Annotated in this window: 25 protein-coding genes; 6 read left to right on the top strand and 19 right to left on the bottom strand. The window is 37.2% G+C overall.

Annotated elements, in window-relative coordinates:
- Positions 1–109 precede the first annotated feature (109 nt).
- Genes ACQQ2I_RS10260 through ACQQ2I_RS10250 form a run of 3 tightly spaced genes read left to right on the top strand, consistent with a single transcriptional unit; the run spans position 110 to position 1331 of the window.
- Complete coding sequence (locus ACQQ2I_RS10260) at positions 110–682, top strand: TetR/AcrR family transcriptional regulator (protein WP_431026700.1); 573 nt, start codon at positions 110–112, stop codon at positions 680–682.
- The gene (locus ACQQ2I_RS10255; RefSeq protein ID WP_431026699.1) at positions 679–1017 is read left to right on the top strand and encodes a DMT family transporter; all 339 of its coding nucleotides are present in this window, start codon (positions 679–681) and stop codon (positions 1015–1017) included. Before ACQQ2I_RS10260 ends, ACQQ2I_RS10255 begins: the two co-directional genes overlap by 4 nt.
- The gene (locus ACQQ2I_RS10250; protein WP_431026698.1) at positions 1017–1331 is read left to right on the top strand and encodes a DMT family transporter; all 315 of its coding nucleotides are present in this window, start codon (positions 1017–1019) and stop codon (positions 1329–1331) included. The genes ACQQ2I_RS10255 and ACQQ2I_RS10250 overlap by 1 nt, the downstream gene beginning before the upstream one ends.
- 31 nt (positions 1332–1362) lie before the next feature.
- Here ACQQ2I_RS10250 and ACQQ2I_RS10245 read toward each other — a convergent pair whose 3' ends face one another.
- The 12 genes from ACQQ2I_RS10245 to ACQQ2I_RS10190 form a co-directional block, all read right to left on the bottom strand.
- Positions 1363–1962, bottom strand: a complete 600-nt coding sequence (locus ACQQ2I_RS10245) for a hypothetical protein (protein ID WP_431026697.1) — start codon at positions 1960–1962, stop codon at positions 1363–1365.
- 212 nt (positions 1963–2174) lie between these two features.
- Entirely contained in the window at positions 2175–3284 is a 1110-nt protein-coding gene (locus ACQQ2I_RS10240; protein WP_431026696.1) for a Glu/Leu/Phe/Val family dehydrogenase, read from the bottom strand.
- Entirely contained in the window at positions 3281–4594 is a 1314-nt protein-coding gene (locus ACQQ2I_RS10235) for an APC family permease (RefSeq protein WP_431026695.1), read from the bottom strand. The genes ACQQ2I_RS10240 and ACQQ2I_RS10235 overlap by 4 nt, the downstream gene beginning before the upstream one ends.
- A gap of 102 nt (positions 4595–4696) precedes the next feature.
- Complete coding sequence (locus ACQQ2I_RS10230) at positions 4697–5890, bottom strand: dihydrolipoamide acetyltransferase family protein (RefSeq protein ID WP_431026694.1); 1194 nt, start codon at positions 5888–5890, stop codon at positions 4697–4699.
- Positions 5891–5901: 11 nt separating this feature from the next.
- Entirely contained in the window at positions 5902–6879 is a 978-nt protein-coding gene (locus tag ACQQ2I_RS10225; RefSeq protein ID WP_431026692.1) for an alpha-ketoacid dehydrogenase subunit beta, read from the bottom strand.
- Entirely contained in the window at positions 6879–7892 is a 1014-nt protein-coding gene (gene pdhA, locus ACQQ2I_RS10220) for a pyruvate dehydrogenase (acetyl-transferring) E1 component subunit alpha (protein ID WP_431030410.1), read from the bottom strand. The genes ACQQ2I_RS10225 and pdhA overlap by 1 nt, the downstream gene beginning before the upstream one ends.
- Positions 7893–8032: 140 nt before the next feature.
- Complete coding sequence (locus ACQQ2I_RS10215) at positions 8033–8623, bottom strand: TetR/AcrR family transcriptional regulator (protein WP_431030409.1); 591 nt, start codon at positions 8621–8623, stop codon at positions 8033–8035.
- Between the two features lie 148 nt (positions 8624–8771).
- Positions 8772–9218, bottom strand: a complete 447-nt coding sequence (locus ACQQ2I_RS10210) for a hypothetical protein (protein ID WP_431030408.1) — start codon at positions 9216–9218, stop codon at positions 8772–8774.
- Between the two features lie 215 nt (positions 9219–9433).
- Positions 9434–10123 (bottom strand): aspartate/glutamate racemase family protein, encoded by a 690-nt coding sequence (locus ACQQ2I_RS10205; protein ID WP_431030407.1) that lies wholly within the window; start codon positions 10121–10123, stop codon positions 9434–9436.
- Positions 10124–10238: 115 nt separating this feature from the next.
- Entirely contained in the window at positions 10239–11177 is a 939-nt protein-coding gene (locus ACQQ2I_RS10200; RefSeq protein ID WP_431030406.1) for an NAD-dependent epimerase/dehydratase family protein, read from the bottom strand.
- Positions 11178–11233: 56 nt separating this feature from the next.
- Positions 11234–11809, bottom strand: a complete 576-nt coding sequence (locus tag ACQQ2I_RS10195) for a TetR/AcrR family transcriptional regulator (RefSeq protein WP_431030405.1) — start codon at positions 11807–11809, stop codon at positions 11234–11236.
- Between the two features lie 171 nt (positions 11810–11980).
- On the bottom strand, positions 11981–13315 hold the full coding sequence (locus ACQQ2I_RS10190; RefSeq protein WP_431030404.1) for a DUF2252 domain-containing protein: 1335 nt from the start codon (positions 13313–13315) through the stop codon (positions 11981–11983).
- A 327-nt stretch (positions 13316–13642) separates the two neighbouring features.
- On the opposite strand from ACQQ2I_RS10190, the gene ACQQ2I_RS10185 reads away from it, so the two are divergent.
- Positions 13643–14182, top strand: coding sequence for an RNA polymerase sigma factor (locus tag ACQQ2I_RS10185; RefSeq protein ID WP_431030403.1), 540 nt, complete (start codon positions 13643–13645; stop codon positions 14180–14182).
- A complete protein-coding gene (locus ACQQ2I_RS10180) occupies positions 14160–15536 on the top strand; it encodes an anti-sigma factor family protein (protein WP_431030402.1) in 1377 nt (458 codons plus the stop codon). The genes ACQQ2I_RS10185 and ACQQ2I_RS10180 overlap by 23 nt, the downstream gene beginning before the upstream one ends.
- 202 nt (positions 15537–15738) lie before the next feature.
- Here the strand turns inward: ACQQ2I_RS10180 and ACQQ2I_RS10175 are convergent, their stop codons facing one another.
- Positions 15739–16665 carry an alpha/beta hydrolase gene (locus ACQQ2I_RS10175; protein ID WP_431030401.1) on the bottom strand — a complete coding sequence of 309 codons (927 nt, stop codon included), beginning with the start codon at positions 16663–16665 and terminating at the stop codon, positions 15739–15741.
- Positions 16666–17057: 392 nt separating this feature from the next.
- Here ACQQ2I_RS10175 and ACQQ2I_RS10170 point away from each other — a divergent pair, with 392 nt between their 5' ends.
- Complete coding sequence (locus ACQQ2I_RS10170; protein WP_431030400.1) at positions 17058–17852, top strand: DUF169 domain-containing protein; 795 nt, start codon at positions 17058–17060, stop codon at positions 17850–17852.
- Positions 17853–17906: 54 nt separating this feature from the next.
- On the opposite strand, the gene ACQQ2I_RS10165 is transcribed toward ACQQ2I_RS10170, so the two are convergent.
- The 6 genes from ACQQ2I_RS10165 to ACQQ2I_RS10140 all read right to left on the bottom strand — a co-directional run bounded on the left by ACQQ2I_RS10165 (position 17907) and on the right by ACQQ2I_RS10140 (position 24563).
- A complete protein-coding gene (locus ACQQ2I_RS10165) occupies positions 17907–19379 on the bottom strand; it encodes a DNA/RNA helicase domain-containing protein (RefSeq protein WP_431030399.1) in 1473 nt (490 codons plus the stop codon).
- A 364-nt stretch (positions 19380–19743) separates the two neighbouring features.
- Positions 19744–20931 carry an MFS transporter gene (locus ACQQ2I_RS10160; protein WP_431030398.1) on the bottom strand — a complete coding sequence of 396 codons (1188 nt, stop codon included), beginning with the start codon at positions 20929–20931 and terminating at the stop codon, positions 19744–19746.
- Between the two features lie 211 nt (positions 20932–21142).
- The gene (locus ACQQ2I_RS10155) at positions 21143–22021 is read right to left on the bottom strand and encodes a metal ABC transporter permease (RefSeq protein WP_431030397.1); all 879 of its coding nucleotides are present in this window, start codon (positions 22019–22021) and stop codon (positions 21143–21145) included.
- Positions 22018–22893: a metal ABC transporter permease gene (locus tag ACQQ2I_RS10150; RefSeq protein WP_431030396.1), complete on the bottom strand. Its 876-nt coding sequence runs from the start codon at positions 22891–22893 to the stop codon at positions 22018–22020. The genes ACQQ2I_RS10155 and ACQQ2I_RS10150 overlap by 4 nt, the downstream gene beginning before the upstream one ends.
- An 11-nt stretch (positions 22894–22904) precedes the next feature.
- On the bottom strand, positions 22905–23633 hold the full coding sequence (locus ACQQ2I_RS10145) for a metal ABC transporter ATP-binding protein (protein WP_431030395.1): 729 nt from the start codon (positions 23631–23633) through the stop codon (positions 22905–22907).
- Positions 23634–23642: 9 nt separating this feature from the next.
- Positions 23643–24563, bottom strand: coding sequence for a metal ABC transporter solute-binding protein, Zn/Mn family (locus ACQQ2I_RS10140; protein ID WP_431030394.1), 921 nt, complete (start codon positions 24561–24563; stop codon positions 23643–23645).
- Positions 24564–25397 lie beyond the last annotated feature (834 nt).

The raw sequence follows: 25397 nt of genomic DNA, 5'->3' as shown, positions 1-25397 counted from the left end.
CATCTGACTACCACTAGCCCATCCCCTATTTTTTACTGTTTAAATATCAGTTGCTTCACAAATATATATGTGATATCATTCAACTGACGAACGTTAGGAAGGTGATAAGGTGACGATTCATAAAATTAAAGCAGCAGCACTCAAAAACTTCGCTGAAAATGGCTATGATGGTGGTTCTCTTGCACAAATAGCTGAAGAGGTTGGTATAAAAAAACAGTCCATCTATACGTATTTTAAAAGTAAAGACATGCTCTTTCAGACACTTTATCAGGATGTGTTAGAACAGGAACTTGCTTTTATGCGCGATTTTATGGCTACGCATGACGATATTCTACAGCACAAGCTATTTGCATTATTACGTGCATGGGAGCAGCGTTTTCAAGAGCAAGTTGCCACGAAATTTTTTATTCGCACATCATTTTTTGCACCACAGCATTTAGAGGCAGGCACTGCGGAGCAGGTCAATGTTTACTTAGATACGCTAGAACAGCTCTTTAGCGTATATTTTGCGGAGCATCAGCTAGCCGTATGTTCTGAAGATGCGGCAATTGCTTATTTAGCTTTACTCGATAGTTTATGCGTCGAAATGTTATACGGGAATAATGAGCGTTTTGAACGGCGCTTACAAGCTGGCTGGCTTGTGTTTTGGAATGGAATATCACAACAGGAGGTTTCATCATGAATCGCTATTGGGGGCTCGTATTATTAGCGGGCATTATCGAAATTTTGTGGGCGATGGGGTTAAAATACGCCAGCTCTTTTTGGATGTGGAGTGGCGTGATTGCTTTAATCGTTCTGTCCTTTTATCTTTTACTCATCGCCAATGAAAAGCTACCCGTTGCAACGGTATATGCTGTCTTTACAGGTATTGGTACAGCGGGTACAGTCATTGTCGAAACCCTTCTATTCAATGAACCGTTTAGCTTCACTAAAGTGGGCTTTATTACGCTATTACTTGTCGGTGTGATGGGCTTAAAGCTCGTATCCGCTAAACCGAATGAAACGAGGAATGCATAATGGCATGGATCTATTTAATTTTAGCTGGTATATTTGAAGTGTTTGGTATAATTGGAATGAACAAGGTAGCGCAAAAGAGAGCCTTGTCTTCTTTTGCTATTTTATTTGGTTCTTTTATTTGTAGCTTCAGCTTTTTAGCGCTCGCTATGAAAACGTTACCGATGGGCTTATCCTATGCGGTTTGGACAGGGATTGGTACCGTTGGTGGAACACTGGTCGGCATGATTTTTTATAAAGAATCAAAAGATTGGAAACGTATTTTATTTATTTCGTTTATTATAATTGCTGTCGTTGGCTTGAAAATTACGCAATAAAACAACACCACCTGCGATTTGCGGGTGGTGTTTAATTTATTACTTTTCCTTTAGCATTTAATATTTTAATTTCATAAGAGATAGTATTGGATAATGAATTCAGTTCCTTAGAATGTAAAATGTCATGTACGGTTCTTTCCACCTCCATCGCTAACTGTTGTGCTTCTAAATCTGAACTGTTTATTGATGTTTGAATAATAATGGTTGATTGATTCTCTATCGTTATATTCTCGAAAATGTCGTAAACTTTAAGCCCCTCCATTAGAGTTGCTGTTAAATGGTGAAGCTCTTTGTTTATCATTTTATTTTCATCGTTAATGAACTCCCATCTTTCAAAAACAATTGTATAGTCTTTTAATGTAGTGTTTTGGAGTACACGTTTTGCAATGGACGCCATATCCTTTTTTACGGAATCGACATATTGTTCATCGCCTACGACTTGTATGACCAATTCTTTCTTTGAAGTTATTTTTACATCAACACCGACGTATTTCTCATGAAGTTTTTCTTTAACCATTGCCAATGTAGTAGTATGTAATTCTTCTTTAGGAACCAAATCTTTATTTAACAAGACAAACAAGGCTATTCCCACTATAAGTATTGCGACAATCATCCATATCTTTTTTAACATATCCCCCCTCCTATTAAGAAGGTATGTCTTTTATCTTTGAAAAAGCACAGTGTTGAAATGACCTGTTGCGTTAGTACAATTTGATAGGTTTATAAGGAATCAAAAGATTGGAAGCGCATCTTAATTGCTGTCGTTAACTTGAAAATTACGCAACCATTAAAACCACCTGCGATTGTGCAAGTGGTTTCAGTGTGTAGACACATAAGTATCCTCTAATTGATGATTAAATATTTGGCAGCTTCCCGAATGGAACTTTTATTAGAATCAGCTATTTTTATTATTTTCTCAACCGTATTTGATAAAGTATTTTCTAAAAATTCAAAGATACTTGTAGGAGTACCATCACTTTTTTCAGTTAGAACTGCTACAAATAAGCCTGCTCCGCCACTATTTGCTATAAAGTCAGGAACCACTTTTACATCTCTTTCTCTTAATTTTTCTTCAGCATCATTTGTCACAGGTAGATTAGCGCCTTCCACTATAAACTTTGCCTTAATCTCGTCAACATTTTTATCATTAATGACATCTGCAATCGCTGCAGGAATTAATATATCTACATTTGCATTAACGAACGACTGAGGATCGGATTCAAAATATGAAGTTGGTAATTTTGTTCGATTTATATTTCCTCGTTCATCTTTGATAGATAATAAATAAGGAATATCAAGCCCGTCTTCACAGTGTATAATCCCATTTATATCTGCTACATGTGTTACTTTAATATTTTGTTGAGCTAAAAATTTTGCTGCACTTGCCCCTACACTGCCAAAGCCCTGGACAGCAACTTTTGGATCTTTTATTTCATAATGGTCTATCACTTTTTTTACCGCTACCATCACACCATACCCAGTTACTAAATCTGTTAATGCCATATCTTCATATTTAGTTGTAAAAGCTCGTTGTAAATTCCTTAAAATTTCTTCTTTCACTGCACTATTTCGAAAGAATGCATCGACACTTGTGTTTAGTCCATAACTTTTTAAAATTTCTACTATTTCAGATTCTCTCGTTCCTAAGTCTTCACTTGTAAGCCAGCTTTTTTCAATATATGGTAAATGCGCCTGCAAATATCTTGCTAATACTTCTTTGGCTCTTGGATCTCGACTATCAAAGTCGATTCCCCCCTTTGCTCCGCCAACATCCATGCCTAATCCTGCCACTTTAATCGTCATTATCTCTGCCAGTCTTTTAACTTCATCTTTTGTAACGCCAGGTCTCATACGAATTCCACCTGCACATAAATCATTTTTCATTTTATCAATTACTAAATAGCCTTTAGCACCGGTTTCTTGATCTGTCCATTCCGTTGTTAAATATGTCATCCCATTTCCTCCTCTGAAACACTACTTGGTTTTTTAATCTTCATATAAATAAATGTGATGATAACCAATGCAACAGCAACGACGGCTACAAATGGGGCATCTAGGAAGGCAATTAACATGAAAAAAGCACTTGTTAAAATCCCTAGAACACAACAAACAATTAAAACTGGCTTAGGAATTTTGATTTGGGCATTTTCATAAATATGTTTATGTTTTTTTAAAACAAACAGCATGCTTGTTCCCATAAATATGCTTCCTATTAATAAACCTACTACTGTCATTGTTGTTAAAATAGTACTTGAAACACCGAGCAAAATTAAAACAATAGCAATTATCCCAATTGTTAATATTGACACATATGGCGTGTTAAATTTGGCATGCACTTTCTTGAAAATAGGAGAAATATCTCGATGTTCGGCCATTACGCGTAATTCTTCAGGGATTACTAAAAATATCGCATTTATTGTCGTAGCAATTGCCATAATGCCACCAATTGCAATAAAATTAACTAGCCATTGCGGTAAAAATTTTTCAGCAGCCATAGGTAAAGAAGCCGTAAAAGCAATAAATTCGCTTAAATCTACAACTTTTAATGCTACAAAGGCTAATAGCGCATAAATCGTCGTTACAATTACTAAACTAATGCCAATTGCAAGAGGTGCATTCCGTTTTGCGTTTTTAATTTTCCCACCTAGTTCAGTAATTAGACCGTACCCAGCGTAAGAATAAAAGGCAAGAACGCTTGCCATTAAGAACCCAGAAGTGCCATTAAAGAAGAATGGGGTCTCTTCAGTAGCTACACTTACTCCGCTTGTATATGCCCAGAACCCAGCGATTATAAAGACTATAAGCGCTAGTAACATCCAACCGACCATCACAATTTGTAATTTACTAGCGAACTCTATCCCTAAAATATTGAGTAGTATGAATAACACAACAAATGCTACTGCCAATACTAAACTTAAATCTGTTGTAAAGAAAAATTTAAAGTAATCAACAAACCCTAATGCTAACATTCCAATAGCACCTACACCTGCAAATACTAAAAATAGACCGACTATCATACCAGCTATAGGATGTACAAATCTTTTTGTGTAAACAAAACTCCCTCCATTTTCTGGCACTATGCTACTTAATTGAATATAATAAGCACTCGCCAAAAATGCAGGAATAGCACCGACTAAAAAAGCGAAAACAAGTGAATTTCCAGTTTGGCTAGCTAAAGAACCTAACATAACAAATATTGCTGCACCAACCATTGTTCCAATTAAAGTTGATATAGCACCTGCTAAACCTATTTTTCTCTCCATTCATTCACGTCCCTTACTTTTTACTAATAGTCAGCCAGAATAAAGTTTTTTCGCTGAGCGGTCACGCTTTCAAGGAGCATTTGAAACAGATTTTGAGATAATTTAGTCTATTAAAAAGCGAATAGGGTTTTCTAAATAGTTTGCAAGCGTTTGCATAAATACTCCTACAGGTTCACCATCTATTACTCGATGATCGAATGTACAAGATAAAGTCATAGTATGCCCTACTTCAATAGCATCGTTCACAACTACAGGTTCCTTTACAATCTTATGAACCCCCAGTATAGCTACTTCTGGATAATTTGGAATAGGTGTTGCGAATATGCCGCCTTTACTTCCAGTACTTGAAACAGTGAAAGTACTTCCTGTTAGCTCTGCAACTGATATTTTTTTAGTTTTTACTTTTTCCAATAGTATTTCTAATTCCTTCGCAATCTCATAAATTGATTTTTTATCTGCATTTTTAATAACAGGTACTAAAAGTCCTTCCTCTGTTGCTACTGCTACACCAATATTAATTACCGGGCTAATTATTATTGTTCGATTTTCTTCATTAACCTTTGAATTAAATATCTGATGTTCTTTTAATGAACTTGCGACAGCCTTTAAAATAATAGGTAAATAAGTTAATTTAGTAGTTTTAAATTCTTGTAGTTGTTGTGCTTCTTTTTTAAATTGAATTAGCTTTGTTACATTTAATTTTTCCATTCCTGTACATAGCACAGCGTTAGCTACAGATTTCTCCATATTTTCAAAAATCGCTTTTCTTAAACCCCTAATAGGAATTGCTTTTTCTTGACCCGTCCATTCCATAGACTTCTCAATAGTAGTTGGCACGTCACTTTTTTGTGCTAAATACTGCTCCAAATCTGCCCTAAGTACACGCCCCTTTGGTCCACTACCTACGACCTTTTCAATATTAATCCCTAAATTTCGAGCGGCTTTACGAACTGAGGGTGCAGCTTTCACTGTTCTTTTATTTGAATTTTCAGTCTTTTCTGGTTGGATAGGAACCGTCTTCTCTGTTTTTTCTACTTCTTCTTTTTCAAGTGTAGGCGTATTTTTTGTATCAAATTGACAAAGTAGAGTGCCGACTATTATGGAATCTCCAACTTCCCCTCCCAGTTGATGTACTACCCCAGACACTGGTGCAGTTATTTCAACAACGGCTTTATCGGTTTGTACTTCTACTAATAATTCGTTTGCTTTTACTTTTTGACCTACTGCCACAAACCATTTCAAAACTTCTGCTTCATGCAATCCTTCCCCGATATCCGGGAGCAAAAAATCAAACATTTTGTTCCCTCCTATTCCTTCATTACTTCAACAACAGCATGAACTACTCGCTCAACAGTCGGAAGCCACTCTGCTTCAATACTTGGTACGGGATATGGTGTATCGTACCCTGTTACACGATATATAGGTGAATGCATGGAATACATGCAATACTCCGCCACAATGGCCGCTATTTCAGCGCCAACACCACCTGTTTTTACCGCTTCATGTACGATCACTAATCGCCCCGTTTTATCTATTGATTGAATAATCGTTTCATAATCAATGGGCGCAATCGTTCGTAAATCAATCACTTCGGCTGAAATACCTTTTGATTGTAAAATTGGTAATGCCTGCTTCACCGTGATCACACTTGGACCATAAGTTACAATGGACACATCTGTTCCCTCGTTAATAACTGATGCTTGTCCAATAGGAATTTCATAATAAGACTCTTGCACATTTTCTTTGATTGTACGATAAAGTTTCATCGGCTCTAAAAATAGTACAGGATCTGGATCATTAATGGCTGCGGCTAATAATCCTTTTGCGTCCGATGGTGAACTAGGCATTACAATTTTCAGACCTGGAGAATGTAGAAAAATACCTTCTAAACTGTCTGAATGTAATTCTGGAGCATGTATTCCTCCACCATATGGGGAACGAACAACTAACGGTGCTGTTACAGTTCCGTCTGTACGAAAACGTAATCGTGCTGCTTGGGCTGCCATTTGATCCATTGCCTCATAAATAAATCCTAGAAACTGAATTTCGGCAATTGGTTTTAAACCTCTTGCAGCTAAACCAACTGTAGCACCAATTATTGCAGACTCAGCTATCGGTGTATCAACTACACGCTTTTCACCGAAGCGTTCAAATAATCCGTCTGTAACTCTGAATACCCCTCCGTTTTTCCCAATATCTTCACCTAAACAAAGAACCTTCTCGTCTTTTTCCATAGCCTCTGCTAATGCCATATTTATCGCTTGGACCATTGTCATCTCTGCCATCACAACGCACCTCTTTCTTCTAATTGCCTTCTTAAATTAGTTGGCAATGTTGCATACGTAGCTGCAATTGCTTTTTCAACAGTCGTTTTTTCAGTTGCTAAAGCTTCTGCATAGGCTTGCATTACACTTTGTTCACACTCTTTTAAAAATGCCTCTTCTTGCTCTTCACTCCATAAGTTACGAGATAGAAGCAGCTTTTTCATTCTTATGATAGGATCATTTTTCAACCATTGTTCAACTTCATCTTTTTCTCTGTATTTTGTAGGGTCATCAGCTGTTGTGTGAGGTCCTTGACGATATGTAATGGCCTCAACTAAAACGGGCTCCCCTTTTTTTGCTTTTTCAACAGCTAATTTCATTACTTCAAAAACTGCTAATACATCATTTCCATCTACTTGTATTCCTGTAATTCCATACGCTAATGCTTTCTGAGCAATTGAACGACTAGCCGTTTGTTTTTCGATCGGAACACTAATAGCCCACTGATTATTTTGAATAAAGAAAATAACGGGTAATTTATATACTCCTGCAAAGTTCAAAGCTTCATGAAAATCGCCTTCCGACGTTCCACCGTCTCCCATATATGCTACGGATACGCTATCTTCATCCTTATATTTGCTTGCCCAAGCCCCCCCGACTGCATGTAATAATTGAGCTCCAATAATAATCTGAATAGGAAAAATGGGAATATCTTTTAAATGCATCCCCGCCATTTTCCCCATCACATAACAGAAGAATTGTTTCATAGGCATACCATGTACAAGCATTGAGGCTATTTCCCTATAACTAGGATAAATCCAGTCTTTTTGGGTCAAAGCAAAAGTACTGCCAACTTGTGCGGCTTCTTGTCCACGAATAGGTGCATAAGTACCGATTTTCCCTTGTCTTTGATATTTCAGCGCAATATCATCAAAAGTTCTTGCTCTCAGCATGTGTTTATACATATCTACACATTGTTCATCCGTCACGGTCTTTTTTAGAAATTCCTCAGAAATCGATGCATCTTCTTTCATAATTGATATCATGTCAATTTTAAGGGATGACTGCTCTATCCACATACGGTACACATCCTTTGCTCTTTTTTAAACTTATAATTGACGCGATGTCAATTAATAAGAAATATGATTTGAGTCGCTCTTTTATGCATTTAAGATTATTTAAACAAACCGTGTGTGTACATCGTTACGATATCTCTTGTAATTTCATGAATGGGTATAGCCGTTTTATCTAATATTAATTCCCATAAATAACGCTCACCTAGGTAATATAAGAAGCTCGCTACAATTTCTGAATGATAATGTTCATTTCGAATCATTCCAAGTGAACGCACGATTTCAACGTTAACAGAGATTCTTTCAATAAACTTGTCAGTAATATCTTCCCATTTTTGATTTACGAGTTCTGACATTCCTTTAGCTTCGTGAATTAATTTAAAAATTTCTTTATTTTGTATAGCAAGGGTTAAATATTTATAAGTATTATTATATGTAAAATTATAAGCTTGCTCTTTGTTCCTAGGAGTATATGTTAATTGTGCAATCTCATAAAATGGGGTCATTACTTCTTCAATTAATGTCGCGAATACTTCCTCTTTTCCTAACTTAAAATGCGAATAAATGGTGCCATAACCTAGACCCGCACTTTCTGCAATGAGCTTTATAGTTGTATCTTTATAGCCTTTTTCTAAAAATACACGCTTGGCAGCAGCTAATATTAAAATGCGTGTACGATCTTTTTTATCCATATAAAATATTCACCCTTTCACTTGAATTAATAGTATTGAGCATTTTTTGTTTTGTGGAACTTTATATTCAACTAAAATTAAATTTGTTTGAAATAATGTATCCTCCGTGTCAAAAATAATAGTTTTATTCATGTCATTGCCATTTTCTTTATTTTATCTCCAATATTTCAGCTAGATTATATGTTCTTGTATGCTGTTCTTCATTTTCCCCCCATACAATATGTATTTCTGTTTCTTCAAATGCTTTTGTTAATTGCTCATTTGACACACCTTTTGTATAGATCACAATTTGTCGTTTCATATTAAGCTCGTGTTCCCAACCACTCCCATACCAGTATCGTTCTGTGCCATCGATTGTATTAAGTGTTTCTTCCAAATCATCAAACCCCATTTTTTCACTAAATACCGTACCATTAGGAAGTTCTGCATTCAGTTCAAAATCTAGCATTTTAAAGTCTTCTTGGTTTGGTTGATCGATACCGCCAACTTTGCTAAATTCTTCATCTGAAATCGGCAAAATCGTAAATGAAGCATTAATTTCCTCTTCACTGCAAGCCGCTAATAGTAATAGGCATAGTAATATAATTCTTTTCATTTTCATGCTCCTCACTGCTTTTTATCCGTTATCATCCGGTTCCAATTACACTGAAGTGTTTCTATTCATTATAAAAGTGCGCTACGTGATTATTTTTTTCCAAATTATTCAAATACTTTCCCCTTATCATAACCTAAATAACAAAAACCAGCACTTATTAGTACCGGTTTTGTGACTACACTCATTTAATTTTCATTTCACAGTTGTATGACAGCTTAATCTAACGCTACTGTTACAGCGTTTTTGGCGTGGATGACAGTTGTATCAAACACAGGTACTTCTACATCTTCAGGCTTAATTAATAATCCAATTTCTGTACAGCCTAGAATAATCCCTTCAGCCCCTTGCTGTATTAGTTCATCAATCACTTGAAGGTAATAATCTTTAGACGGTGGCTTGATGTCGCCTAAGCATAGTTCTTCAAAAATAATTCGATTCACTTCTAGCCGTGCCTCTTCACCCGGAATGAGGATTTCAATTCCATGTTGACGAATCCGCTCTTTATAAAAATCTTGTTCCATCGTATATTTCGTTCCAAGTAGACCAATTTTGTTTAGCTGCATTTGCTGAATTTCATTTGCGGTTGCATCTGCAATATGTAGAAGCGGGATATGAATGGCTTTTTCAATTGTTGAGGCTACTTTATGCATCGTGTTTGTGCAAATGACAATAAAATCTGCTCCCGCCTTCTCTAAATTTTTCGCAACATGTGCGAGTAATTCGCCAGCTTCTTCCCATTTTCCTAACGATTGAAATTTTTCAATTTCCTCAAAATCTACGCTAGCGAGTATGAGTTTTGCAGAGTGCAACCCTCCAAGTCGTAACTTTACTTCCTCATTGATAATCCGGTAGTATTGTGCAGAGGACTCCCAGCTCATCCCTCCGATTAATCCGATTGTTTTCAAAATCAAAACACCTCTTCCATTGTAAAAATGCGCATTTTTACAAAATATTCAAACTATAATTTCTATCATAACCGATATAAAGAAAGATGACATGAAATAAGTTATCATCGCAGACTTACAATGATTTACTAGTTTCTATCCAATGAATCGTTTCTGTTAAGCTTTGCCTTGTGTCTGTTAAAGGGAGGTGACCAAGCATTTTTTGTAATTTCTCGCCATCAACGATTACGGGTGTTTCTGTTAAATACATCATTTCTTTTTGTTCCCGCATAAAGGGTGAGAACAGTCCTAGAAATGCAATCATACGAGTAGTAGCAGGCTTTAACTTTTTACGGTAGTTGAATTGCTCATGGAGAAAACTTTGTAATGCATCCCCTGTTATTTTCAAACAACCTGGAATATTCCAATGTTGATTGTAGCTCTCTTCCTTTAAGGCAAGTGCAACAACAGCTTTAGCGATATCGGGTGTGTAGGCAAACTCTCTCGTTTTATCCATTCTTCCAACAAAATAAGCCTTTTTATTTTGCACGACAGCTTGTAGCGTACTATATAAAACGGTATTGACTGCATATGGACCAAATACATCTGGGATATGGGCAATTACGTAAGGGACGCCACTATTTTTAATCAACCTCTCCATTTCTAATCGTTTCTTCCCTTTCTTTGTATGTGGTCGCTTTTCTACATCTTCTTTTACAGGTGACATGGCTTTTCCATAAGCATAAATATTATCAAGCATAACAAATCGACTATTAATTTGCTTAGCTACTTTCAATAAATTTTCTAAGCACGGAATATGCTTTGCTTCCCATTGTTCATATGGAAAACTGACTGCATGCATTATCGTGTCGGCACCTTGAGCAGCTTTAAGTACATCTTGATCATTTAAAACATCGCCAGCGATACATGTCACTAGTGCATTTCCCCGAAACCTCTCTTTCAATGTTGCCTCTGTTCGAGCAAATGCAATGACCTCAATCTGTTTTGCCGTTAATTCTGCTACTAATGCAGAGCCGATGCCACCTGTTGCGCCTGCAATAAATACTTTTTTCATAATAAATCTCCCCCTTTATTTTTAACCACTGGTCAATTAATGCTAAAATAAAAACTCTAGCTTTTCTCTAGAGCTTTCATTAAAAAGGTTGAAAAGTGAACAGCAGATTCATGTGCTTCTTCATAACCTTTTACCCTACCATGATAATGAGATACGAATCCGTGAAGTGCAATAAATGTTGAATAAATGTTTGCTAAGGCTAATTTATGATGACTAAGCTTTTGTAATGTTTCCGCAAATTTTGTATAGCTGTTATTAGAAGCGTGTTGTGCTAATGGATCCGTATGCTCATCTCGCATCGAAAACATAAATTCATATTGGCTTTGATAGTTTAAACCAAATTGTATAAAGCCTAGAAATACATTCATTATCTGCTGCTCGGTGCTATTTTCCTCAGTTAAGATCGTCTCCATCATCTGATTGAGCTCATCAAAATACTGCTCTACTACCGCATAAAATAATTCTGATTTATTGGCAAAGTAATAATATATTGCCCCGTGGCTACACCCAAGTTCTTTTGCAATAGCCCTCATGGATACTTTATGAAAATCATGTGATAAAAACTGGCGATTTGCCTCCTGAATAATCATATCTTTTGTTAATTCTTCATGTGCTTTTTTTCTTGCGACCATGTTATCTCCTTTTATTGACCACTGGTTAATTTGATTTTACAATAAATAACCTAATTATTCAAATATTTCTTTATGTCGTCTATATTTGTTTCTAAGAAAGTGATTTAAATCATTGTGGTGCATTTGAAATAGCCGTATTTCAACGAATGCTGAAATACGGCTATTGTTATGTCATGCTTGCTCGTTCTTTACTTCCTTAGATAATTCGTCATACTGAAGTTCTGAATATTTCTGCTCCGCCCATTCCTTGAATAGGTCATAATCGATATATACCATTTTCTTATAGTGCATTGCTTGTAATACGGTACTTTGTACAAATAGTTCGTGATGCTGACTAATACGTTCAAGAATTTCGTCCTCGCTGTGATAGGTAAATACATCTGAATAATCGATATCTGCTCGCGCATGAATTTTCGCTGCAATTTTACCCATGATTTCTGCTGTTACGATATAATCATCTAGTGATTTATAATGCCTCGGCTTCACCTTTTTCTTATAGGGCGAACGTTCGCGCACATAATATTCCTGCCCATCCATCGTAATATATGTGAGGTGCGGATCCTCTAAATGGTGCATCGCTTTTTGTGTACCAACAACACGAGCTCCTTGGTGTTCAAAAGCAGACCAAAATCTTTCTGAGTAACGCATGAAATACGCTGGAATAGCTGTGCGAACTTCCTTCATTTCAAGTACTAAATCTTCTTCTCCTGATGCGTCTTTTTGCCCTTCCACTAAAATATAAAAGCGCTTTAATCCAATCGATGCGGTACCAGAACCGTATTTTAGCGCAATATCTTTAATTTCGTATTGAGGTAACACATCTTTAATAGCTGCAAACATTTCCGGGGATACCGGTTGTACTTCTTCACCCCAAACAAATACACGCTTGCCGTCCTTGACTTCTGTTATATCTTCGAGTAAATGCGTGCTTTTCCGTTTTTCAAGCTTCTTTAAAAGTTTCTTAATCGGTCCCTTTGTATTAGCCTTTGTGAAGTTTAATGTAAAGGCGTCCTCTTTTTTTAGCTGAAATCGTTTGAGTTGATTTATGTAACTATTTAAAAAGGATTGAATGACCTGCTCTTGTGCGGCTTCTTCCATTTGCTGTTCATCCATGTATAAGCCGATACTGACACTCATGCGAATTAAATCATATAAATATGAACCTACATAACCTTCGTCAAAATCATTGACGTCATAAACAATTTCTCCTTTCTCATTTTGAAAGGCACCGAAATTATCCATATGCATATCGCCCATAATCCACGTCGGCTTTGTCTCAAGCGAGTGAAAAATAGATGGCGTTTTTGTCACATCATAATAAAATAAATAAGCCGATCCTCGATAAAAACGAAATGGGCTTTCTAGCATTTTTTTGTATTTTTCTACCCGTTGCTCATCCGTGAGCTGCATACATTGCTCATCAAATTCATCAAAAATTGTTGCAATTTGTTGTTCTCGTAGAGCTACTCGTGTATTGCGTACACGTGATAATAAAGCTTCTTCCATTATTACTCCACCTTCCGTTTTTTCAGTTAAATTCACTCTTTATGTATTACCATTCGGTATATTGAATTTATTTTAGCATTAAACGGAATATTTTGGGTGTTTTTTGAAAGCTTTATTATTCAATTCTGTTATAACAAATGCTTTTAGATAGCGTTTTCTTTCCTTTAGGATGTTCATCTGCTTTCAATTCAACTACTTTACTATATAAGCTTTCGATTTTTGATAGGATAGTCTAAAAAACTATCTATATTGTATTCCCAAATATTTTTCTATTTACTTGAGATTTTTTTGAAGATTTTACGTTTTTAATATGAGGAGGTGAATTTCGTGAATGAGCAGCTTATACAAAAAATTATTGCAGGTGATCAACAAGCATTTCGCATCATTGTTGATACATACAAGCAACCACTCATTAACTATTTAGCATATCAAACGAAAGATGAGGAATTGGCGAAAGATATTGCGCAAGAATCATTTATAAAATGCTATGAAAGCTTACTAAAGTTTAAGGGAGGCTCTTTTAAGGCATGGCTGTTTCGCATTGCGATTAATCAACTAATTGATTTTAAAAGAAGGCATAAGGAAGACGCGACACCACTTGAGGAAACCCCCTCATTCCACACACCTGAGTCATTAATGATTGCGAAAGAACAAACCGTGTTGCTTCAGCAATGGCTCGAGACATTAGAGGAAAAAACACGTCAAATTTTTGTCCTAAAGTATGCTAGTAACTGCTCGTACGAAGAAATCGCTGAGACACTGAGTATTTCAATAATAGAGGTACGAAATCGTCTATATAGAACAAAAAAACGGCTAAGAAAATCTAGGTTGGAGGGAGATATAGATGGAGAACTGCTTATCGACTGAAGAAATGTATGACTTTATTGATGGACGAATACAAGATGAGAAAATGGCGCAAATAGATACGCATATCCAATCATGTGCCACTTGCTCAGCCCTCTTTACGGAACTGCTTGAAACAGAAAATGAACTGAGTACTTTGTTTCCATCAATTCATGTTGATGCTACATTTACAAATCAAGTGATCGACCAATTACCGAAGGAAAAGGCTACACATACAAAAAAACGAGAGTGGCGTGTAGTTTTCGCAACAGTATTTGTTACTGCCGCATTATTATTTTTAGTATTTTCAAGCTTGCAAAAGGAATCTGAAATAAGTTCATCCTCTGTAACTTTGAGCGTAAAAGACGTCAATGTAACAGATGCTGCTATAAAAGTGACATTAGCTGCATCTGGCTATACTGGCGATGCATTTTTTTTCAATGAATCGACGGATGGCAATGTAAATGATGAGTTCCTCGTTCTACCAAATGGGGAAAGGCATTCAATTGGCTCCTGGGCAGAGCAATCAGCTAATGAAATTACGTATGAATTCCCCCTATTTGATGTACCCTATACGCAGTTTAAACTGCTCTTTGATTTTACACGCATTTATGACATTGATGGACATTGGTCACTTGAAGTACCTATTGATCGAACAGAATTGTTAGCCAAAACAGAGAATGTTACACTGTATACTTCTTTTGAAAAAGACGGAATTGACGTCAACTTTATACGGGCACAGCATGGGCCAGAAAACACCTTGATTAAATTTGAAACAAAATTTTCGGAGGAAATGGCAACATTTGTAAAGCAGCAAGTAGCGGACTATACAGCGGACTTACCCTCAGCTGAAAAAGGTGCTTATGGATGGGGATATAATGCACAAATACTTTTTAATGTTATTAATGCTGATGGACAAACATTAAATCGCTCAATCCCTGAAGATACAGTTAGCATTCAAAATGATCGATACGCTCATACCCAGACACTTAGCGCATATCCAAGTGTTAAAAACGGGGGCTATTTATCCGTTATTGGTGCCAAATTTGAGCTACCTACTAATGTAAGACATGAACTAACAGTTGATCAATTACCCTATACATTCACGTATAAAGATACAGAATATGAAGTAAACCAATTATCAGACCAAAGCATCGAGATTTCTTCAGATGTTGATACAACAACGATTAGTAGCTGGCATGTTACAGTTGACCATAAAACTGCGTGGGACACAGCTAAATTACGAACAGATAGCAAAAAGCAGTATACGACCATTACATTCGAAAAGGATATTCCATTAGATTCATTTATTCTTTACGGTCAAACGGAATCAAAATTCGTTTATTTTGATGAAGCGATTCATGTGGAGATACACTAACTAAACATCATAAGCATTTCTAAAGAGATGGAATTTTTAAAAAATGACTTCTTTTAGAAAAGAGAAATGCTTTTTTAAAGCATGAAAAAGTATTCGCTTTTACCGTAGAGTGCCATAACCACGGAGCCTACACAGGAGAGTCGAACAGGCAGCCCCTATGTAGGCTGTGGCGAAGGGCACAGCCTACGGTGACATTAACCTTCTATTTATTTAAAAACTCCCCCATATACTTGTAAATATAATCGATATCTTCATTCGATTTCATAATGCTAAATAGGTTAAAGAAGCCGTGGATTAATCCTGCTTCATGGCGAATGTCTACTTCAACACCTGCCTGTTTGAGCTTTTCACCATACACTTCCCCTTCATCTCGTAAAGGGTCAAACCCGGCTGTAATAATCATTGTTGGCGGTAGACCACTATGATCTGCTACATTCATCGGTGCTACGTACGGATGATATGTCAAGCGCTCATCATGTATATAAGCTCCTCTAAATACATCTATCGTTTCTTTTGTTAAAAAGTAACCTTCGCCGTTTTCCTCATAGGAAGGATACTTATGAGTTGCCCCTAGATCTACTGTCGGATACATTAAAATCTGCTTGGCAATTTCAAGTTCACCTTTTTCCTTTGCCATCAGACTGACGACTGTTGATAAATTACCGCCCGCACTGTCACCAACTAATGATAAGCGGTTTGCATCTCCATTTAACTCTGCCGCATGTTCATACACCCATTTGGCCGCAGTATAGCAATCATTCGGTGCTGCTGGGAATGGATGTTCAGGTGCTAAACGATAATCTACTGCCACGACAATATGATCAGATGCATTTGTAAGGGCGCGGCAAATAGCATCATGTGTGTCTAAATCCCCATAGACAAAACCACCCCCGTGGAAGTACACAACAATTGGGAATGGACCGCCCGCTGCTGGGGTATAAATACGAATCGGTAGCGTACTTTCTAGTCCTTCAATCGAACGATCCTCTACTTTATAAACGGACTCTCCTTCAGCTACCATTAAGCTTGTTCTTGCACGAATATCCTCTATACTAATTTGATAGCCTTCTGGATAGACTGGTAAAAAATTTTCTAAGAAAAACTTCATTTTTGGTTGTAATGCTGTCATTTTGACAACCTCCACTTCACATCATTTTAGTATTTTGGCTGGTTGAGACAAAGGTGATTTCGTCGTTGATGTCCCCCCAGTAGCTAAATGTATAGCTTGACCAAAGTTTTGAGTTGCGTTCCGTATAATCGAGATACTAACTTGCACAGCTTCCTGATTTTTTTATGCATACATATGCTTTATCACTTTTTTTATTTTCACTTGTGTAGACTACTTCAGCTCTATGCACTTCCTTCTCCTATATAATTGAAAATCTATTAATGTAATTTTCCCCTTCTACATTCTATTCTATTGAAAATGTTGTTATTCTCCGTTCAATTTACTATTTTATATCTAAAACTATTTGATTATTAATCTGAATTATTAGATAATTGTGGTAAAGGGGGGTTTTTATGGAGACAGTATCTCAAACAGAGTATAACTGGACAGAAATTGCTGCGGATTTACAAGATTTACTGCGTTTAAAGGCAACACCTGTTGGTATGAAAAAGTATGCATCAACAGAAGAAATGGAGGCCGTTCCAAAAATCAGGCGTCCGAATAAACGCTATTTATTCGACCAAATTGTCGCACAATCTGTTCGACTCGGCTTTACAATGGGGGTTACAGCTGAGGATTTAGCAATGAAGCAATGTGGTGCCATTTTAGGGTTGATGCCACAGGACGAAGATTTTTATTCTGGCGAAGCAATGGACGGTGTTTGGTTTGGTACACGGGAGGATTCAGCGAAGCATCAAGAAAGCTTAGATGTTATTCCTTATGGTACGTATAAGGCGTTAGCCATTTCACCGTTAGCATCTGGACGGATTCAAAATCCTGATATTTGCTTAATTTATGGCACACCGGGGCAAATGATTCTGTTAATCAATGGTTTACAGTGGGTTGGCTTTAAAAAATTTGAATGGAGCGTTTCGGGTGAGAGCTCGTGTGCTGATTCTTGGGGACGAGCATTGGCTACTGGAGAACCAAGTCTTTCTATTCCCTGCTATGCAGAACGACGCTTTGGCGGTGTGTTAGACGAGGAGATGTTGATGGCGATTGCCCCTGCGGATTTAGTAAAGGGAATCGAAGGGATGAAAAAGCTTTCTCGCAATGGTCTTCGTTACCCGATACCACCTGTTGGCATTCAAGCAGATGCAACCGAGTCACTAGCGCCGATTTATCCGAAATGGGTACAACCGAATTAACAATAGAATGCCCGTTAAAATGATTCAACATCATTTTAACGGGCTCTTTTCTCCCTATTTTTCTTCATTGTGTAATATGCTAAGAATCATTTCCAACACAGTTGGGTTATTGATGACGACAAGGTGCAATTTTTTTCTCACTCTTATCATGTTTTGATAAAGCAGCTTCGTTACATCATAATGGGGGTAAGATGTTGCTAATTTTTGATTGGATTTGTAATAGAAACCCTCATCTAATGTAGCAACTACATGATCATATTCCTCGCCAAGTATATCACTTACATCTTCTGAAATAGTGCATGGGTAATCAGCTAGCTTCGGAGATGAATAATCAACTACTTTCCAACCTTTCTCTTCTAAATACGATAAATAGCTTTTTGCCTCATCATAAGCCGAGAAATATTGAATCGAGATATTTGAATATTTCTGCATCGGAGATCGTTTTGATAAATCAAATAAATGATTAATAAACGCATGCATTTCTTTATTATATCTAATAACTGTTTTTAACTCATATTTTTTAGGCTTCAAATGCTCTTCTATAAACTCAGCTATATTGTGGTGGGATGGCATAAAACAATGATGTCGATTTAAAGAGAAAATACATTTGATTTTTACTCGCTTTGTAAGTTCTATAAATTTCAAGAGTTGGGCCTTTTCAAGGCGCTGGGCTTCAACAAAAATAACGACATCGTAGCTACTTATATCATCGGTTTTCTCGTTAAAGTGACGGATAGGCTTGATTGTCCAATTATATTTGTCTCTAAGTTTCTTATGCCCTTTATTAAATTTGCCACAATGAAAAATCAGTACATTTTCCCCGTTTCGTCTGTACTCTTTGGCTAGATCGTAAGTTAGAAGAGTTTTCCCTGTACCAGCACCGCCCTCAATCATGATGAAAATGGAATGTTCTGTAGGCTGATAGCTGAGTATTTCCTTCTTAAATGTACTTTGCTGTGTTGTTAAAAAGTATTCATCGTTTAAAAAAGCTTCTGGCACCTCATACAGCGATATGAGGTAATGAATCGGATCGAACAAATCATGAAGATTGTCTATTTCTTTTACCTGTTGCTCACGTAATTTGCTTATTAAAAAATCAAGCTTTACTTCTTTGATAGTCTTCGAGTCTACTAGCATATAGAGCTTTTTAGTGGATGCTACAAACGTAAAATTGTAAATCGGTACATCTAAAAATTTTAAATAATATTCATTTTGAATCAGCTGCTTTGTTATTTTCTCTATTGTACTTTGGCGCTTTAATTCGATATTAATGACACTATTCTCGCCTATTCGTAATAAATCAAATTCCTTGCTAATTTGCTGAATTTTAAATCCCATGTAAAAGTGATTAAAAAGATCCGTTAGTCCCGTTATGGCGCTAATTTCATCAACTAATGTATGCAAATCCTTCAACTCATTGGCTCTTACAAGCGGTCCCATACCAAATTCACCTATATATTTTCTAAAAGGTATATCGTTTAAATCTTTGTAAGCACTTAATAAAGATAATAGATTGATTGATTTCATATTATACGTTCCTTTTATCGTTGGAGTAAAATAACTATCGCTGAATAACGAGTGGTTCCCCATCCGTTGACACTTATATATCGCCATCTCTTGCCACATAAACTGCTGCCCCGATTTCCTCTACGTTACTGTTCGGGCATCTTCACGAAATCAAATGGTCTAGCTAAGTCTGCATTCCTTAATAATTCACTCAACCGGGCTTGCTCCGCATCTCCTGCAAATAGCATGCTTATCTTGTTATAATCAATCGTCGCAACAATCGAATAATCATTATCTCCATTATATGCTATATTTTCTGCAGGGTATAATGTGAGTGTCTAGTGTCTTGTAAGGTGGTACTAAGCTGGTACGTACCCGGTACCATTCACGATCCCCTTTCCACTTTTACAAAACTCATACAGATAGGCGCAATGATTGCGACAGCCCCAATTACAGTAAAGGCGGTCCCCCAGCTAAAGGCATCTAATAAAAGTCCAAAGAGGAGCGGTGAAAAAATAGTCACCGTATACCCTAATACGGACTGCACACCTAATGCTAAACCTAGTATTTCTGGATCACATACCTCACCAATCGTTACATTGTAAATAGGAGAATCAGCTACAATGGTAAAACCGTACACTAAAACGAGGAGTAACATCAAGATAATCGGAATGTTACTAAACCACCCTACTGATAAAGAACAGGCGATACTTATAATTAAAAAGAGATTGGCTATTTTCACTCTTCCGAAAGCATCAGATAACCTACCTCCGATATATGTAGCTATACCACCAACCATAATGACAATAGCTCCGGCTAAATTACCGTAGCGAATGGCTTCCGTTTCTTCAAAGCCTTGCATATGAAAATAATACACGAGGAATGGGCCAATCCACGCCCACATCGCATAAAGTTCCCATGAATGACCGGAGTATCCTACATTTACAAGCAAATTTTGCTTCCGAAAAACCTTCTTAAAAATCCCCCAGCTTAGCTTTACAGAATGCTGAGAATTTCTTGAAAATGGAATATTTAATTTTAGTACTATATAACCCGCGATTATGCTAAAAAGAGACGTGACAAGAACAACACCACGCCACCCAATCGACTCAATGAATAAGCTCGATACAAGTAGCGAAAATCCAGATCCAATGACTAAAGAGCCGACATAAATACCAACCGCTTTCCCTCTTTCATACGGCGCAAAAAGACTTGACAGCAGTCTAATACCCGGTACATAAATACCGGCAATACCAATCCCCGATAGCATTCGTAACAATAGACCTGTCCAGAACTCTTGCGCTAAAAAGGTAAATAGCACCCCTGCAATTCCGGCAGTAAATGCACCATATATGATAAAATACTTCGGATGATATTTTTCGATCAAAATACTATAAATAATAATAGCTAATACATAGCCAATCTGAAAAAATGCAATAATGATCCCAGATTGGGAAGCTGTTAACTCCCATTCTTTTTCAATATACGGCATCACCGCAGAGAAATTAAACCACACTTGCATCGCTAAAAATTGTGCAAATGACATAAACCATAATACGCGATTATTGCTCAAATTCTAGCCTCCTTTAAACATACCTAGTTATAAGGTAAGAACAACGAAAGTATTAGGTATATTGTGATTTCAATTTCAAATGAATAAATCCTTCTTTTCTAAGAGAATTAATACATACATCCAGATAACTAAAAATGCAAGACTGCTATCCACTAGCAACCTTGCATTCTTTATACTTATTCGGTTAAAATTCCCCCAAAAGAGCCTCTATTTATTCCTGTTCTGTCACATTTAACATCGCAACTGCTTTTTTGTTTAAACGTTGATTTAGCTTATCAATCGAAAATATGACGATAAAAATAACTCCAACGGCGGTAGCCATCATTCCTGCAATTGAGGTATCTAACCATTTGGCGACATAATAGCCGATTACTGCAGATGCAACACCGAAACTCGTGCTCCATATAAACATTTGCTTAATCGATTTACTAATTAAATAGGCCGTTGCTGCTGGACCAATCAGCATCGCCACAACCAAAATCGCCCCGACACTATCGAATGCAGAAACCGTTGTTAACGAAATCGTTGTCATAAAGCTATAGTGTAATAGGACAACTGGTAAGCCGATTGTTGCCGCATAGACAGGATCAAACGTTGATAGCTTCATTTCCTTATAAAATAGAACAAGAAATGCAATGTTAATGACTAAAACAAGTAGCAACATCCAAACTGCTTTTGGCATTGTAATCGATAAAAATGTCCATCTATCCCACGGAACAAAGGCAATTTCCCCCATTAATACATGCTCAACATCTAAGTGAACATTCCCTGCAAATAACGTGATGAGTAAAACGCCTAATGCAAATAAAGATGTAAACGTCACACCAATCGCTGCATCCTCTTGAATACCTGAAGATTGCAGTAACTGCACTAAATAAGCTGTCAGAATACCTGCAACTGCTGCCCCAACTAACATCCATAATCCGCTCAATGATTGTGTGACAATAAAGGCCATCACAATCCCAAATAATACGGTGTGACTAATCGCATCTGCAATCATTGACATTTTACGAAGAATTAAAAAGACGCCTGCTAATCCACACGTAATACCGACTAAAACACCCGTTAAAATTACCCAAAATTCAATCATGACACATCACCCTGCTGCTGAAATTTCTTTTTTCGTATATACTTGCTTAACTGTCCAGATTTTGGACTAAATACGTATGAAATGAAAAAGATAGTTGCCGCAAACAACACGATAATCGGGCCTGTCGATAATCCTGTACGTATAGAACTAATGAATGTACCGGCAACACCTGCTAACCCACCCGCAATGCCGCTAAATAATAACATCGTATTTAGCCTTTTTGTCCATAGTTTGGCGCTTGCTGCCGGGATAATAAGTAGTGCAGACATTAAAATGACACCGACCGCTTGAATGCCTGTCACGATTGTCATAACGATTAGTGCCGTTAAACAGGCTTTTAACGCCTCTACCGGTAAGCCAATTCCCTTTGCATAGACGGGATCAAAAATCATCAGCTTCCATTCTTTATACAGTAACAGGCTGACTAATATAATGATCATCGCACTAATAAAGAGCCAAGTTAAATCTGCTTTTGTCATCGTTGCTGCTTTACCAAAAATAAAATCATTTAACCCACTTTGATTGCCTAATGGACTACGGTTAACAATCGTTAATAAAACAATTCCTACACCAAAAAATACAGCCAACACTAGCCCAATTGCCGCATCTGCCTTTAGCTTCGAATACGTCACAATCCATTGAATGCAGTAAACCGAAAGAGCAGACGTGACAGCAGCACCAATCATTAAAACGGGTAGCTCTTTTTGTCCTGTCAATAAAAAGGCTAAAGCTATACCTGGCAATGCAGCATGTGCTGCGGCATCACCGACTAAACTTTGCTTTTGTAAGAAGGAAAACGCCCCTGTAATACCAGCTGCTATCCCTAGAAGCATTGTTCCAATTAGTACCCACAGTAGATTTCCGGATAACATAATGTCCCTCCTTACATCGCTTCCATCATTAATAATTTCCCACCATATGTTTGCTGTAGTTTTTCGATCGTAAAGATTTCTTCCGTTTTACCTGCAGCTAAAATGGTTTTATTGAGTAAAATCGTATAATCAAAATACTCCGTTACGGTTTGTAAATCGTGATGGACAACAAAAATACTTTTACCTTGTGCCTTTAAATTTTTTAAAATATCAATAATTGTTTTTTCTGTTGCAGCATCGACCCCGGCAAACGGTTCATCTAAAAAATAGACTTCTGCATTTTGTGCGAGCGCTCTAGCAAGGAACACACGCTGCTGTTGCCCCCCTGAAAGCTGACCAATTGACCGGTCGGCAAAATCTTGCATGCCTACACTCGTTAAAGCCTGCATCGCAAGTGTTCTATCTTGCTTTGTCGGACGCTTAAATAAACCTCGATGCCCGTAACGTCCCATTAACACTACATCAATAGCGGTTGTTGGAAAATCCCAATCAACGGCATTTCGCTGAGGTACATATCCAACAACTAAGCTTTTTGGTGAAAAAGCCTTACCTAAAATGGCTACCTTCCCAACCTTGTTCGGTAATTGGTTCAATACCGCCTTTAAAAAAGTTGATTTTCCAGCGCCATTCGGTCCAATAATCGCTGCTAAATGGCCAGTGGGCACCGATACACTTGCATTTTCAAGCACCGTTTTTTTGTCATAAGCAACCGATAAGTTCTCAACAACTAAAGCTTCCATATCCTTCACCTACTTTAATGAATCGACAATAATGTCGACGTTATGTTTATACATGCCTAAATATGTGCCTTCTTCCGTTCCTTCAGCACCCATTGCATCCGAGAACAGCTCACCGCCAATTACAATGTCATGACCCTTTTCCTTTGCTCCTTCAATAACGGCTTTCATCGCCTTATCTGATACACTAGACTCTACAAATATCGCTTTAATATTGTTTTCTACTAAGTAGTCCACCATATTTTGCACATCTTTTACACCATACTCGGAATCCGTACTTAAGCCCTGCAAGCCTCGTACATCAAACCCTTGGCTTTCACCAAAGTAGTTAAATGCATCATGTGCCGTTACTAAAATGCGCTGTGATGCCGGAACTTCTTCAATACGACCTGTTGCGTATTCCTTCAATTCACCCAATTGTGCTAAATAGGCTTTTTCATTTGTCTCAAAATCCTCTTTATATTCAGGATATTCCTCGACTAGCGTATTGCCAATCACATCAACGACCTCTGTCCATAAATCAATATCAAACCAAATGTGCGGATCATGTAATGTTGCATTTTCTTCGTCAGCTAATAGTGTATTTTCATCTAATTGCTCTGCTACCGCTAACACTGTTTTTTCCTCGGCCATTTGGTCAAAAATATCTTGCATCTGTCCTTCTAAATGTAAGCCGTTATAAAAAATGACTTCCGCTCCATCTAATTTGGTTAAATCACTTTGCGTCGCTTTGTATAAATGAGGATCTACACCAGGACCCATTAACGTTGTCACTTGTAGATGCTCTCCACTAATGATCTTAATGGCATCTCCAATTTGCCCTGTTGTAGCTACAACAATTCCTTCTTTCTCGTCGCTTTTTGATCCTTCTTCCTCCCCACTGCATGCCGCTAACAATAAAGATAGTCCTAAAACTCCTAAAAAACGTTTCACTGTCTTCTAAACTCCTTTTCTCTCATCAAAATTTTTCGAACCACATATCGCCAGCTAATCCATATAACAAAAAATAACGTCGCGATCGTTACCGATTTTGTTAAGAACCATAAAAGCAATAAAACAAACCACAAAATGCATAACAAAACCATTACATAGTCAATTATCACAATAATCAGTCCTCTTCACTAACGATAATATGTTTCCTTAAGGAAAAATATATGCTAACACGAAACAAAATGCAACCTAAAATTGAAAAAGACTTTTGTTTAGTCAAAGATACTGCGCCTCAAAATATGACACTCATATCTGCTAAACCATATGAACCAACCTTTAGAGAATCTAATACTTTTCGGTCAAAACTTACTTTTTAGATGGCTTCCAAAGCATTAGACCTTCTTTTCATTTTTTACATGTATTGCAAAGAAAGAGGCTCATCACCGTCACTTGGGGTTGATTTCCGTTCCAGCTGGGCGCTTTCCGGGGGGCGTCCGATGAGCCGCTTCCCTCGCTCCGCTCAGTCCAGGGTCTCATCTAGGACGCTAATCCCCCAGGAGTCGCCCAACCTCCACTCCAATCAACAAACACTTTATTTCATCAATTCGTAATGAACAAAAATGGTAAAAAGTGTTGAATGGAATAAGCATTGTAACCTTTATACTTCACCACAGCACGTTTCCGTTGTGAAGTAAAGCTTGGCTCCTATGACAATAGTAAGCTACGGCAAAAATGAATACTTCTCCATATTCTAGGAAAGTATTTTTTCTTAGTAGAAGCAATTATTTTCTTTCAGTTTAAACATATTACGCATAAGCCACCTCAGAATGGTCGTTC

This window comes from Lysinibacillus sp. LZ02 (genome assembly GCF_050613145.1).
GTDB lineage: Bacteria > Bacillota > Bacilli > Bacillales_A > Planococcaceae > Lysinibacillus_B.
Note: the sequence above shows the minus strand (reverse complement) of the source record. Positions and strands in the feature narration are given on the sequence as shown.

Bases quoted from the DNA above. Each gene is read 5' to 3' on its own strand.
- ACQQ2I_RS10255 (WP_431026699.1), top strand. From the start codon at position 679: ATGAATCGCTATTGGGGGCTCGTATTATTAGCGGGCATTATCGAAATT.
- ACQQ2I_RS10250 (WP_431026698.1), top strand. From the start codon at position 1,017: ATGGCATGGATCTATTTAATTTTAGCTGGTATATTTGAAGTGTTTGGT.
- ACQQ2I_RS10245 (WP_431026697.1), bottom strand. From the start codon at position 1,962: ATGTTAAAAAAGATATGGATGATTGTCGCAATACTTATAGTGGGAATA.
- ACQQ2I_RS10240 (WP_431026696.1), bottom strand. From the start codon at position 3,284: ATGACATATTTAACAACGGAATGGACAGATCAAGAAACCGGTGCTAAA.
- ACQQ2I_RS10235 (WP_431026695.1), bottom strand. From the start codon at position 4,594: ATGGAGAGAAAAATAGGTTTAGCAGGTGCTATATCAACTTTAATTGGA.
- ACQQ2I_RS10230 (WP_431026694.1), bottom strand. From the start codon at position 5,890: ATGTTTGATTTTTTGCTCCCGGATATCGGGGAAGGATTGCATGAAGCA.
- ACQQ2I_RS10225 (WP_431026692.1), bottom strand. From the start codon at position 6,879: ATGGCAGAGATGACAATGGTCCAAGCGATAAATATGGCATTAGCAGAG.
- pdhA (WP_431030410.1), bottom strand. From the start codon at position 7,892: ATGAAAGAAGATGCATCGATTTCTGAGGAATTTCTAAAAAAGACCGTG.
- ACQQ2I_RS10215 (WP_431030409.1), bottom strand. From the start codon at position 8,623: ATGGATAAAAAAGATCGTACACGCATTTTAATATTAGCTGCTGCCAAG.
- ACQQ2I_RS10210 (WP_431030408.1), bottom strand. From the start codon at position 9,218: ATGAAAAGAATTATATTACTATGCCTATTACTATTAGCGGCTTGCAGT.
- ACQQ2I_RS10200 (WP_431030406.1), bottom strand. From the start codon at position 11,177: ATGAAAAAAGTATTTATTGCAGGCGCAACAGGTGGCATCGGCTCTGCA.
- ACQQ2I_RS10195 (WP_431030405.1), bottom strand. From the start codon at position 11,809: ATGGTCGCAAGAAAAAAAGCACATGAAGAATTAACAAAAGATATGATT.
- ACQQ2I_RS10190 (WP_431030404.1), bottom strand. From the start codon at position 13,315: ATGGAAGAAGCTTTATTATCACGTGTACGCAATACACGAGTAGCTCTA.
- ACQQ2I_RS10180 (WP_431030402.1), top strand. From the start codon at position 14,160: ATGGAGAACTGCTTATCGACTGAAGAAATGTATGACTTTATTGATGGA.
- ACQQ2I_RS10175 (WP_431030401.1), bottom strand. From the start codon at position 16,665: ATGACAGCATTACAACCAAAAATGAAGTTTTTCTTAGAAAATTTTTTA.
- ACQQ2I_RS10170 (WP_431030400.1), top strand. From the start codon at position 17,058: ATGGAGACAGTATCTCAAACAGAGTATAACTGGACAGAAATTGCTGCG.
- ACQQ2I_RS10165 (WP_431030399.1), bottom strand. From the start codon at position 19,379: ATGAAATCAATCAATCTATTATCTTTATTAAGTGCTTACAAAGATTTA.
- ACQQ2I_RS10155 (WP_431030397.1), bottom strand. From the start codon at position 22,021: ATGATTGAATTTTGGGTAATTTTAACGGGTGTTTTAGTCGGTATTACG.
- ACQQ2I_RS10150 (WP_431030396.1), bottom strand. From the start codon at position 22,893: ATGTTATCCGGAAATCTACTGTGGGTACTAATTGGAACAATGCTTCTA.
- ACQQ2I_RS10145 (WP_431030395.1), bottom strand. From the start codon at position 23,633: ATGGAAGCTTTAGTTGTTGAGAACTTATCGGTTGCTTATGACAAAAAA.